This is a genomic window from Mycobacterium decipiens (assembly GCF_963853665.1).
Taxonomy (GTDB): Bacteria; Actinomycetota; Actinomycetes; order Mycobacteriales; family Mycobacteriaceae; genus Mycobacterium; species Mycobacterium decipiens.
The window spans coordinates 4,774,687-4,786,662 of record NZ_OY970459.1; the positions used below are offsets into that span (position 1 = coordinate 4,774,687).

The following is an 11,976-nucleotide window of genomic DNA, read 5'->3' on the forward strand; positions in this document are numbered from 1 at the left end:
ACTATTCATGGATTTCTCGACAACCGAAGCGGCACGGGACCTCGGTGGCCTGGTCGACACCATCGTGGACGCGGTGTGCACACCCGAGCATCAACGGGCGCTGGACAAGCTCGAGCCACGGTTCGACCGCGATCTGTGGCGCAAGCTCGTCGACGCCGACATCCTGTCCAGTGCGGCGGCTTCGTCGTTGGGCGGCGAGGGTTTTGGCGTGCTCGAGCAGGTGGCGGTGCTGGTTGCGATGGGGCATCAGCTGGCGGCGGTACCGTACCTGGAGTCGGTGGTACTCGCCGCCGGCGCGTTGGCCCGGTTCGGCTCCGGGGAACTGCAGCAGCGCTGGGGGGTGCCGGCGGTTTCCGGCGAAAAGATCCTCACCGTCGCCCTCGACGGCGAGATGGGCGAGGGTCCGGTGCAGGCCACCCGTGCCGGTGCTGGCCATCGTCTCACCGGCACTCGCACCCAGGTGGGGTATGCCCCGGCGGCCGACGCATTTCTGGTACCCGCCGAAACGGATTCCGGCACAGCCGTTTTCCTGGTTGCCGTCGACGACCCAGGGGTTGCGGTGACGCCGCTGCGGACCACCGGCCTGGGCAGCGTCGGACACCTGGCGCTGGATGGGACCGAGGTCGACGCCGGGCGCCGGGTCGGTGGGGGTGATATCGCGGTTTGGCTGAGTACTCTTGGGACTCTGGGCCGCACCGCATTTCAGCTTGGTGTGCTCGAGCGCGGATTGCAGTTGACCGCCGAGTATGCGCGCACCCGTGAGCAGTTCGACCGCCCGATCGGCAGCTTCCAGGCGGTGGGGCAACGGCTGGCCGACGGCTACATCGATGTCAAGGGATTGCGGCTGACGCTCACTCAGGCGGCCTGGCGGGTGGCCGAGGATCTTCCCGCCGACATCGACGTCGCCACCGCGGCGTTCTGGGCCGCCGAGGCCGGGCATCGGGTGGCGCACACCATCGTGCACGTGCACGGCGGCGTCGGCGTCGACACCGATCACCCGGTGCACCGCTATTTCCTGGCCGCCAAGCAGACCGAGTTCGCGTTGGGCGGCGCTACCGGGCAGCTCCGCCGAATCGGCCATGAACTGGCGGAAACCCCTGCCTAACCCCGTCGCCGTGACGAGCGTGACACCAGCGTGACGCTCGCGACGACGGGAGCGGACGAGTTGAGCACCCGCCCGACGACGATGCGATCCGCACAGCGGATCGCTGAGGAGCGGACGAGTTGAGCACCCGCCCGACGACGATGCGATCCGCACAGCGGATCGCTGAGGAGCGGACGAGTTGAGCACCCGCCCGACGACGATGCGATCCGCACAGCGGATCGCTGAGGAGCGGGCGAGTTGAGCACGGTCGCCGAACTCTTGCTGCCACTGGTCGAAATCGACGATCGGGGTGTCTATTTCGAGGACTCGTTTACCAGTTGGCGCGAGCACCTGAGACACGGTGCGGCGATCGCTGCGGCGCTGCGGGAGCGCCTCGACCCAACGCGTCCGCCACACATCGGTGTGCTGCTGCAAAACACACCGTTCTTCTCGGCGACCCTGGCGGCCGCCGGAATGACAGGGATCGTGCCGGTGGGTCTCAACCCGGTGCGCCGCGGCGCCGCGCTGGCCCGCGACATCGCCAAGGCCGACTGCCAGCTGGTGCTCGCCGACTCGGGATCGGCGGCGGCACTCGACACCGTCGCGCACATCAACGTCGACTCCCCCGAATGGACCGACGAGGTTGCCGCACAACGCAACACCGAGGTGCGCTTTCAATCCGCGACTCCCGCGGACCTTTTCATGCTGATCTTCACCTCGGGCACCAGCGGCGAGCCGAAGGCGGTGAAGTGCAGCCACGGCAAAGTTGCGATCGCCGGTGTGACGATGACGCAGCGCTTCGATCTGGGCCGCGGCGACGTCTGCTACATCTCGATGCCGTTGTTTCATTCCAACGCGGTGCTGGTGGGCTGGGCGGTGGCGGCAGCCTGCCAGGGCTCGATGGCGTTGCGGCGCAAGTTCTCTGCTTCACAGTTCCTGGCAGACGTCCGCCGCTATGGCGTCACCTACGCCAATTACGTGGGCAAGCCCTTGTCGTATGTGCTTGCGACACCCGAGCAACCCGACGACGCGGACAACCCGCTGCGGGCGGTGTACGGCAACGAGGGCGTGCCCGGAGACGTCGAACGGTTCGGCCGCAGGTTTGGCTGCGTGGTCATGGACGGCTTCGGCTCGACGGAAGGCGGCGTGGCGATCGCCCGGACACCTGACACCCCGGCCGGCGCCCTGGGCCCACTTCCGGAGGGAATCCGGATCGTCGATCCCGACTCCGGCCAACTGTGCCCGGCCGGAGTGGTCGGCGAACTGGTCAACACCGCCGGGCCGGGCCGTTTTGAGGGCTACTACAACGATGCCGCCGCCGAGGCCGAGCGAATGGCCGGCGGCGTCTACCACAGCGGCGACCTCGCCTACCGCGATCACGCCGGCTACGCCTATTTTGCAGGCCGGCTCGGCGACTGGATGCGCGTCGACGGCGAGAACCTCGGCACCGCGCCCATCGAGCGGGTGCTGATGCGCTACCCCGACGCCACCGAGGTTGCGGTGTATCCGATACCCGATCCGGTGGTGGGTGATCAGGTGATGGCCGCGGTGGTGATGGCACCCGACGCAAAGTTCGACGCCGACAAGTTCCGGGCCTTCCTGGCCGAGCAACCCGACCTGGGGCCCAAGCAGTGGCCGTCATACGTGCGGGTCAGCTCGGGGCTGCCGCGCACCGTGACCTTCAAAGTGCTCAAACGCCAGTTGACGGCCGAAGGCATCGCCTGCGCCGATCCCGTATGGCCGATGCGCCGGTAGCCCCGCAGATTAGGGCGGAACCACGAAAGGAGCCGTCCCGATCGCGAGACGATCCCCCTCTAGCGATTACATCAATACGGCCTGGCTGCCGCCGGCTTGGTGCGAGGTACCGGATGTCGTTTGTGCTGGTTTCGCCGGAGACGTTGGCGGCGGTGGCCGCTGATGTCGGGCGAATCGGGCGCCTCGCTGGCTGCCGGCAACGCGGCGGCGGCCTCTTCGACGACGGCGGTGGTGTCCGCGGCCGCCGACGAGGTATCGACGGCCATCGCCACGCTGTTCTCCCATCACGCCCGCGGTTACCAAACGGTCGCCGATCAGGCGGCAGCGTTCCATAGCCAGTTCGTCCGGGCCCTGACCGCGGGTGCCGGGTCGTACGCCCTCGCCGAGACCGCCGGCGCGTCGCCGCTGCAGTCGGTCATTGGTGCGCTGCCTGCGTCTGCGCAGACGCTGCTGTCGCGCCCGCTGATCGGCAATGGCGCCAACGCGACGACGCCGGGCGGCCACGGCGCAGACGGCGGCTGGCTGTTCGGCAGCGGCGGAAACGGTGCGGCCGGCGCGGCGGCCAGGCCGGCGGCAACGGCGGGTCGGCCGGGCTGTGGGGCAACGGCGGCGCCGGCGGCACCGGCGGAAATCGACCGTCGACTACCGTGGCGCGCACGGTCCACCAGCTCAGGTGTGGTACCAGGGATGACTACCCCAACAGTGACGGCACCACCGCTTCGATCAGGTGTGGTCCGGGTTCGGTGAAGGCCGCGCGCAGGGCGTCGGCGAGTTCCTCGCAGGTGGTGACGCGGCGCGCGGGAACACCCATGCCCTCGGCGATCTTGACGAAATCAATTGTGGGGCGCGATATGTCAAGAAGATCCGTTGCCTTTGGGCCGGGATCCGACCCGGCGCCGACGCGCTGCAGCTCTATCCGCAGAATGTCATAAGCGCCGTTGTTGTAGATGATGGTGGTGACGTCGAGGTTCTCCCGTGCCTGCGTCCACAGCCCCGAGATCGTGTACATCGCCGATCCATCGGATTCCAGACACAGCACTGGACGGTCCGGCGCGGCGATCGCGGCACCGACGGCGGTCGGGATCCCGTACCCGATGGCCCCGCCGGTCAGCGTGAGCCAGTCATGGGCCGGAGCCCCGGCGGTGGCCCGCTCCAACATCAAGCCCGAGGTGTTGGACTCGTCGACCACGATCGCGCGTTCGGGCAGCAGCGCGCCGACGACGTCCGCGGCCGATGCGGAGTTCAGCGGACCCGACGGCAGTTGCGGACGCGACCCGGCCGCCGGCGCAGCGGCGGTCCCGGGCGCCACCTCATCGGCCAATGCGGCCAGCGCGTCGGCGGCGCCACTGCGCTCGGCGAGCACGTGCACTTCGCAGCCGTCCGGCACCAGATCACTGGGCTTGCCCGGGTAGGCGAAGAACGACACCGGTGACTTGGCACCGGCCAGCACCAGATGCTTAGTCCCCGCAAGCTGGGCCTCGACAGCCTCGGCGAAGTAGGGGAGCCTGTCGACGGCAGGGATGCCGGCGCCACGCTCCAGCCGCGCCGGGAACGTTTCGCAGAACACGCGGGCGCCGGCTGCTTCGGCGATCCGCACCGCCGCGGCCAATCCAGGCCCCCGGGTGCCGTCCCCACCAACCAGAATCACCGTGGGTTCTCCGGTCCGCAGCACCTTGGCTATCAGGCCCACGTCAACACCCGCCGCCCGAGGTTGAGCGGTTACCGGCGCAGCGGGGTCGGCACCGTCAGACCAACACACATCCGCGGGCAGGATCAGCGTCGAGATCTGCGAACCCGATCGGCTCGCCGCGATCGCTTGGGCGGCCTCCACGCCGACGTCGACGGCGGCCTCGGGCCGGCGCACCCATCCCGAGACGGTGCCGGCGAGCGCGTCGATATCGGATTCCAGTGGGGCGTCGTACTTCTTGTGGTAGGTGGCGTGATCTCCGACAATCACCACCATCGGCACCCGGGCGCGGCGCGCGTTGTGCAGGTTGGCCAAACCGTTGCCCAGTCCGGGGCCCAGATGCAGCAGCACCGCCGCGGGCCGGCCGGCAATGCGGGCATAGCCGTCGGCCGCCCCGGTGGCCGCACCTTCGAACAGCGTCAGTACGCCGCGCATGCGCGGAACGGTGTCTAGCGCCGCGACGAAGTGCATCTCCGACGTGCCAGGGTTGGCGAAGCACACGTCGACACCCCCGTCGACCAAAGTGTTGATCAGAGCCTGGGCACCGTTCACATCTCCACCTTTCGTTCGGCGAGCCGAAAGACCCGCTCCGCATTGTTGTGCAGAAAGTCGCGACGAGCGTCGTCGCTGAGCCCGAGCTCGCCGAGACCCGCCAGGGCGTGCGCGTGGCCGATCATCGGGTAATTGGTGCCGAACAAGACTTTGCGTTGTCCCGTCCCGGTTTTCATGAATCGGACGAGCTCTTGCGGCAGCCGTTTGATGGTGTAGGCGGAGGTGTCGATGTAAACATTCTCGTGCTTGCGAGCGACCGCGACCATTTCCTCGGTCCACGGATAGCCGACGTGCCCACACACGATCACCAGCTCCGGAAAGTCGAGGGCCACCTGGTCGATGTAGGGAATCGGGCGTCCGGTCTCCGATGGCCGCAGCGGGCCGGTGTGACCGACCTGGGTACAAAATGGCACCGCGGACTCGACGCACTCGGCGAACAACGGATAGTAGCGGCGGTCGGTGGGCGGTGCGTTCCACAGCCAGGGCACCACCCGCAGACCCACGAAGCCGTCGTTCACTCGGCGCCGCAACTCGCGGACGGCCGTCATTGGGCGATCCAGGTCGACCGCCGCCAGACCGGTAAACCGGTTGGGGTGCAATGAGATCCATTCCGCGACCTCGTCGTTGGAAATCAAGTCCTGGCCGCCCGGGCCGCGCCACGCGCTGAGCAGTCCGAGATCGACCTGGGCGGCGTCCATCGACGAAATGGTCGCCTGGATCGGGATGTCGGCGTCCGGTATGGCCCCACCGGTCCAGCGCCGAAGCGAGGCCAACATGTCGCTGCGCAGAAACGGTTGAGTCGGATGCTGCATCCACACATCGATCGTCATCGCGCTTCAGACTGTAGACGGACAACGTTCGGCCGTCGTCGTAGCAACAGCCGCCGGACCCGCGGGCCAATTTTCGGAATGCTGCCAGCTTGCGCTTAGGCGCGATTCCAGACCTAAACACATGGGATTCGGCGCTGATAAGACTATATGTACGAAATTTCGCAAAAAGACTGACAATCGGCCTGGAGGGTAGTTAGAGTCCGACCCAAGCGATCCTCGGCGTGGGGCGGAGATTGCGAAGCCTTTCCTACGCCGGTTGGAGCTTGCTGATGTCGTACGTCTCGTTCTCCCCGGAAATCGTGGCAACAGCCGTCGGACACCTGGCGAATCTGGGATCGACCGTCAACGTGGCTAACGCTGCGGCGGCAGCGTCCACGATAGAGGTGCTGGAAGCGGGCGCCGACGAGGTGTCAGCACGAATCGCGGCGCTGTTTCGCATGCATGGCCAGGAATATCAGGCCGTCAGCGCGCAGGCGGCCAGATATCAAGAGCAGTTCGTCCAGACGTTGCGCGCCGGAGCCGGCTCGTACATGTTGGCCGAGGCCATCAACGCCGAGCAAAGCCTGCTGAACCTGATCAATGCGCCCAGCCAGACGCTGCTGGGACGCCCGCTGATCGGAGACGGCGCCAACGCGACGACCCCGGGCGGGGCCGGTCGGCCGGGCGGGCTGCTGTTCGGCAGCGGCGGCCATGGCGCACCCGGCGCACCCGGCCAGGCCGGCGGTGCCGGTGGATCTGCCGGGCTGCTGGGTAACGGCGGTAACGGCGGAGCCGGCGGGATCGGCGGTGCACCCGGCGGAGCCGGTGGAACTGGCGGCTGGTTGCACGGCAGCGGCGGTATGGGCGGAGCGGGCGGGATCGGTGGCGGCAGCGGCGGGGCCGGCGGGCATGCATGGCTGTTCGGCCACGGAGGCCCCGGCGGCATGGGCGGTGACGGCGGCATCGGTGGCGGAACCGGCGGAAACGGCGGGAACGGCGGCTGGCTGCTCGGCAACGGCGGCAGTGGCGCGGCAGGCGGCACGGGCCAGACGGGTGGGACCGGTGGGTCCGCCGGCCTCTGGGGCCGCGGCGGTGCCGGGGGCGCCGGTGGCTTGCACGGTGGCAACGGCGGCAACGGCGGGTTGCTATGCGGCGACGGCGGATATGGCGGTGCTGGCGGCATCGGAGGCGGGAACGGCGGTAACGGCGGGAACGGGGGGTGGCTGTTCGGCAGCGGCGCTACCGGCGGCGCTGGCGGGATCGACGGCGGAGCGGGCGGCGCCGGCGGCGACGCCGCCTGGCTATTCGGGGGCGGCGGAAACGGCGGCGCCGGCGGATTCGGTGGCGGCAACGGCGGACAGGGCGGGAACGGCGGATGGCTGGTCGGCACCGGCGGCAAGGGCGGCCTCGGCGGAAACGGTGATGGCGGTACGGGCGGCGGCCACGGCGGCAACGGCGGAAGGCCCGGGTGGCTGTTCGGCACGGGCGGCGGTGGCGGCCACGGTGGCGCCGGCAGCACCGGTACCGCTGGTGGCGGCGCTGGTGGCGCCGGCGGCGACGGCGGTACCGGCGGGCGTGGCGGCCTGCTTATGCACGGAGGTGCGGGCGGGCATGGTGGCGCAGGCGGCGCAGGCGGTGCCGGTGCTGACGGTGGCGGTGCCGGCGGCGACGGCGGGGCCGGCGGTAACGCCGGCGCCGGGGGTCGAGCCGCCCTGCTGCTCGGGCACGGCGGGCACGGCGGCCAGGGCGGAAGCGGTGGCATCGGCGGCACCGGCGGCACCGGGTTCGACGGCCCGGTCGCCGGCCTGGGTGGTGTCGGAGGCGCCGGAGGCGCCGGTGGCACCGGAGGCGCCGCTGGCAACGGGGGGCCGGGGGTGCCGGCCACTTCTTGAGCCATGGCGGCGTAGCCGGCGGTGCCGGCATCGGCGGTGCCGGCGGCACCGGTGGCCAGGGCGGGGCTGGCGCTGCCGGCTCCGACGCCGCCGCAGGCTCCGGCGCAATGGGCGGTGCCGGGTTTGCCGGCGGCGCGGGCGGGGCTGGCGGCACCGGCGGCGGGAGCGGCGCCAACCAGGGCGCCGGCGGCCAAGGCGGAAACGGCGGCATCGGCGGACAAGGCGGCACCGGCGGCACCGGCACCGACGGCACCGATCCGCTGACTAGCCGCCCAGGCCGGCGGCAAGGGCGGCACCGGCGGACAAGGCGGAAACGCCGGCACCGGCGGCACCGGCACCACCCTGGGCGCCGACGGCTCGGCCGGCGACGGCGGCACCGGCGGCACCGGCGGCACCGGCGGCAAGGGCGCCGACAACACCAGCATCGCCGCCCCCGGAGCCCAAGGCGGCACCGGCGGCACCGGCGGCGCCGGCGGCCAAGGCGGCGACGGCGGCGGGAGCGGCGCCGGCACCGGCGGGATGCAAGGCGCCGGCGGCCAAGGCGGAAACGGCGGCATCGGCGGACAAGGCGGCACCGGCGGCACCGGCACCGACGGCACCGATCCGCTACTAGCCGCCCAGGCCGGCGGCAAGGGCGGCACCGGCGGACAAGGCGGAAACGCCGGCACCGGCGGCACCGGCACCACCCTGGGCGCCGACGGCTCGGCCGGCGACGGCGGCACCGGCGGCACCGGCGGCACCGGCGGCAAGGGCGCCGACAACACCAGCATCGCCGCCCCCGGAGCCCAAGGCGGCACCGGCGGCACCGGCGGCGCCGGCGGCCAAGGCGGCGACGGCGGCGGGAGCGGCGCCGGCACCGGCGGGATGCAAGGCGCCGGCGGCCAAGGCGGAAACGGCGGCATCGGCGGACAAGGCGGCACCGGCGGCACCGGCACCGACGGCACCGATCCGCTACTAGCCGCCCAGGCCGGCGGCAAGGGCGGCACCGGCGGACAAGGCGGAAACGCCGGCACCGGCGGCACCGGCGCCACCCTGGGCGCCGACGGCTCGGCCGGCGACGGCGGCACCGGCGGCACCGGCGGCACCGGCGGCAAGGGCGCCGACAACACCAGCATCGCCGCCCCCGGAGCCCAAGGCGGCACCGGCGGCACCGGCGGCGCCGGCGGCCAAGGCGGCGACGGCGGCGGGAGCGGCGCCGGCACCGGCGGGATGCAAGGCGCCGGCGGCCAAGGCGGAAACGGCGGCATCGGCGGACAAGGCGGCACCGGCGGCACCGGCACCGACGGCACCGATCCGCTACTAGCCGCCCAGGCCGGCGGCAAGGGCGGCACCGGCGGACAAGGCGGAAACGCCGGCACCGGCGGCACCGGCACCACCCTGGGCGCCGACGGCTCGGCCGGCGACGGCGGCACCGGCGGCACCGGCGGCACCGGCGGCAAGGGCGCCGACAACACCAGCATCGCCGCCCCCGGAGCCCAAGGCGGCACCGGCGGCACCGGCGGCGCCGGCGGCCAAGGCGGCGACGGCGGCGGGAGCGGCGCCGGCACCGGCGGGATGCAAGGCGCCGGCGGCCAAGGCGGAAACGGCGGCATCGGCGGACAAGGCGGCACCGGCGGCACCGGCACCGACGGCACCGATCCGCTACTAGCCGCCCAGGCCGGCGGCAAGGGCGGCACCGGCGGACAAGGCGGAAACGCCGGCACCGGCGGCACCGGCACCACCCTGGGCGCCGACGGCTCGGCCGGCGACGGCGGCACCGGCGGCACCGGCGGCACCGGCGGCAAGGGCGCCGACAACACCAGCATCGCCGCCCCCGGAGCCCAAGGCGGCACCGGCGGCACCGGCGGCGCCGGCGGCCAAGGCGGCGACGGCGGCGGGAGCGGCGCCGGCACCGGCGGGATGCAAGGCGCCGGCGGCCAAGGCGGAAACGGCGGCATCGGCGGACAAGGCGGCACCGGCGGCACCGGCACCGACGGCACCGATCCGCTACTAGCCGCCCAGGCCGGCGGCAAGGGCGGCACCGGCGGACAAGGCGGAAACGCCGGCACCGGCGGCACCGGCGCCACCCTGGGCGCCGACGGCTCGGCCGGCGACGGCGGCACCGGCGGCACCGGCGGCACCGGCGGCAAGGGCGCCGACAACACCAGCATCGCCGCACCCGGAGCCCAAGGCGGCACCGGCGGCACCGGCGGCGCCGGCGGCCAAGGCGGCGACGGCGGCGGGAGCGGCGCCGGCACCGGCGGGATGCAAGGCGCCGGCGGCCAAGGCGGAAACGGCGGCATCGGCGGACAAGGCGGCACCGGCGGCACCGGCACCGACAACAGCGCCAATATGACGGGGAAGGCCGGCGGCGACGGCGGCCAGGGTGGCCAGGGCGGCACCGGTGGCGCGGCCGGTGCCGGCGGCACCGGCTCGGTCGCGGGTGCCAACGGCACGGGTGGGACCGGTGGCACCGGCGGGGTCGGCGGCACCGGCGGCCACGGCGGCCACGGTCCTCTCAATAGCGACCCCGGCGGCGCCGGCGGCAAGGGCGGCGACGGCGGCAAGGGCGGCACCGGCGGCGCGGGCATCGGCTCCACCGGCGGCGGCGCCGGCGGGACCGGCGGCGCGGCCGGCGACGGCGGCACCGGCGGCGACGGAGGCGAGGTTGGCGGACCCGGCGGTGTCGGCGGTGCGGCCGGCATCGGCGGGGCCGGCGGCACCGGCGGCAGCGGCGGCGGCGCCGGCGGCGCCGGCGGCAACGGCGGCAACGGCGGCAAAGGCGGCATCGGCGACCCCCGAGTCGGCGGATCGGGCGGCGACGGCGGCGCTGGCGGCAAGGGCGGCACCGCCGGCGCCGGCGGCAAAGGCGGCGACGCCGGCGCAGGCGGCAATGGCAACGGCGGCACCGGCGGCAACGGCGGCATCGGCGGCACCGGCGGCATCGGCGGTGACGCTGAGCCCGGCGCCGGTGGTAATGGCGGGGCTGGCGGCGCCGGCGGCACCGGCGGCGCGGCCGGCGCCGGCGGCAGCGGGTCGGGCACGGGCGCTAACGGCAGCTCCGGCGCCGGCGGAACCGGCGGAACCGGCGGTACCGGCGGAGCCGGCAGCACAGGCGCAAACGCAGCCGCCGGCAGTGGCGCCGCCGGCGGGGTCGGGTTCGCCGGCGGGGCCGGCGGGGCGGGAGGAGCCGGCGGCGCGGGCATTGGCGGAGCCGGCGGCGGAAACGGCGGAAACGGCGGAAACGGCGGCATCGGCGGCGGCGGCGGAAACGGCGGATCCGGCGGGGCCAACCAAAACGGCGGAAATGGCGGATCTGGCGGGACCGGCGGTGCAGGTGGCGCCGCCGGCGCAGGTGGCGCTGGCGGCGGGGCCAACGGCACTGGTGGAACCGGAGGAGCGGGCGGAAGCGGCGGGGACGGCGGGAAGGGCGGCGCCGTAACCGGTAGTGGCACAGCCGGTAAAGCCGGCGGAGTTGGCGGCGCGGGCGGTAAGGGCGGTATCGGCGGTGCCGGCATCGGTTCGACCGGCGGTGGTACCGGCGGAGCCGGTGGCGACGCGGGCGACGGCGGCGATGGCGGCAACGGCGGCAACCGCGGCAACGGCAATCTCCCCGGCGGTATCGGCGGCGCGGGCGGCGCCGCCGGTACGGGTGGCAACGGCGGCGACGGCGGCACTGGCGGCGGCAATGGGGGCGACGCGGGCGACGGTGGCTCCGGCGGTGATGGCGGCAAAGGCGGCAACGCCGCTCCGGGCGGTACGGGCGTGGGCGGCGCCGGCGGCGTGGGCGGCGCCGCCGGTAACGGCGGCATCGGCGGTAATGCCGGTGCCGGCGGCAACGGTAACGGCGGCGCCGGCGGCGACGGCGGCGACGGCGGATCCGCCGGCATGGGCGGCACAGGCGGCGGATCCGGCAAGGGTGGTGCTGGCGGTACCGGCGGTACCGGTGCCACGGGCGGTACCGGCGGCGCCGGAGGCACCGGCGTCGGCACCGGCACCGGCGGCACTGGTGGCGACGGTGGCGACGGTGGCGACGGCGGCGACGGCGGCGACGGCGGCGCTGGCGACGGCGGCGCCAATCCCGGCGAACCCGGCATCGACGGCGGTGTCGGCGGTCTAGGCGGCGGCCCGACGGGAGTCAGCGGCGGCGCCGGCGGCAAGGGGGGCACCGCGGGCACCGGTGGAAGCGGCGGCCCCGCGTCATAGCGAATGCGCGAT

Annotated in this window: 9 protein-coding genes; 6 read left to right on the forward strand and 3 right to left on the reverse strand. The window is 73.5% G+C overall.

What is annotated here, in order from left to right:
* Positions 1–7 precede the first annotated feature (7 nt).
* The 3 genes from AADZ55_RS20975 (at position 8) to AADZ55_RS20985 (ending at position 3,586) form a co-directional block, all read left to right on the forward strand.
* Complete coding sequence (locus AADZ55_RS20975) at positions 8–1,105, forward strand: acyl-CoA dehydrogenase family protein (RefSeq protein WP_085324133.1); 1,098 nt, start codon at positions 8–10, stop codon at positions 1,103–1,105.
* Positions 1,106–1,342: 237 nt separating this feature from the next.
* On the forward strand, positions 1,343–2,839 hold the full coding sequence (gene fadD17 / locus AADZ55_RS20980) for a long-chain-fatty-acid--CoA ligase FadD17 (RefSeq protein ID WP_085324132.1): 1,497 nt from the start codon (positions 1,343–1,345) through the stop codon (positions 2,837–2,839).
* 162 nt (positions 2,840–3,001) lie between these two features.
* Positions 3,002–3,586, forward strand: coding sequence for a PE family protein (locus tag AADZ55_RS20985; protein WP_278248587.1), 585 nt, complete (start codon positions 3,002–3,004; stop codon positions 3,584–3,586).
* Here the strand turns inward: AADZ55_RS20985 and AADZ55_RS20990 are convergent.
* The gene (locus AADZ55_RS20990) at positions 3,531–5,078 is read right to left on the reverse strand and encodes an acetolactate synthase large subunit (protein WP_085324131.1); all 1,548 of its coding nucleotides are present in this window, start codon (positions 5,076–5,078) and stop codon (positions 3,531–3,533) included. The two genes, AADZ55_RS20985 and AADZ55_RS20990, sit on opposite strands and share 56 nt — an antisense overlap.
* Complete coding sequence (locus AADZ55_RS20995) at positions 5,075–5,908, reverse strand: amidohydrolase family protein (protein WP_085324130.1); 834 nt, start codon at positions 5,906–5,908, stop codon at positions 5,075–5,077. Before AADZ55_RS20995 ends, AADZ55_RS20990 begins: the two co-directional genes overlap by 4 nt.
* Positions 5,909–6,177: 269 nt before the next feature.
* Between AADZ55_RS20995 and AADZ55_RS21000 the strand changes: the two genes are divergently transcribed.
* Both AADZ55_RS21000 and AADZ55_RS23650 read left to right on the forward strand, forming a co-directional pair.
* Positions 6,178–7,779: a PE family protein gene (locus AADZ55_RS21000; RefSeq protein ID WP_423202334.1), complete on the forward strand. Its 1,602-nt coding sequence runs from the start codon at positions 6,178–6,180 to the stop codon at positions 7,777–7,779.
* A 21-nt stretch (positions 7,780–7,800) separates the two neighbouring features.
* Positions 7,801–8,043 carry a hypothetical protein gene (locus AADZ55_RS23650; RefSeq protein WP_423202335.1) on the forward strand — a complete coding sequence of 81 codons (243 nt, stop codon included), beginning with the start codon at positions 7,801–7,803 and terminating at the stop codon, positions 8,041–8,043.
* Here AADZ55_RS23650 and AADZ55_RS23655 read toward each other — a convergent pair whose 3' ends face one another.
* On the reverse strand, positions 8,044–8,319 hold the full coding sequence (locus AADZ55_RS23655; RefSeq protein WP_423202336.1) for a hypothetical protein: 276 nt from the start codon (positions 8,317–8,319) through the stop codon (positions 8,044–8,046).
* On the opposite strand from AADZ55_RS23655, the gene AADZ55_RS23660 reads away from it, so the two are divergent.
* On the forward strand, positions 8,299–11,964 hold the full coding sequence (locus AADZ55_RS23660) for a PE family protein (protein WP_423202337.1): 3,666 nt from the start codon (positions 8,299–8,301) through the stop codon (positions 11,962–11,964). The genes AADZ55_RS23655 and AADZ55_RS23660 overlap by 21 nt on opposite strands.
* The last annotated feature ends 12 nt before the right edge of the window (positions 11,965–11,976 follow it).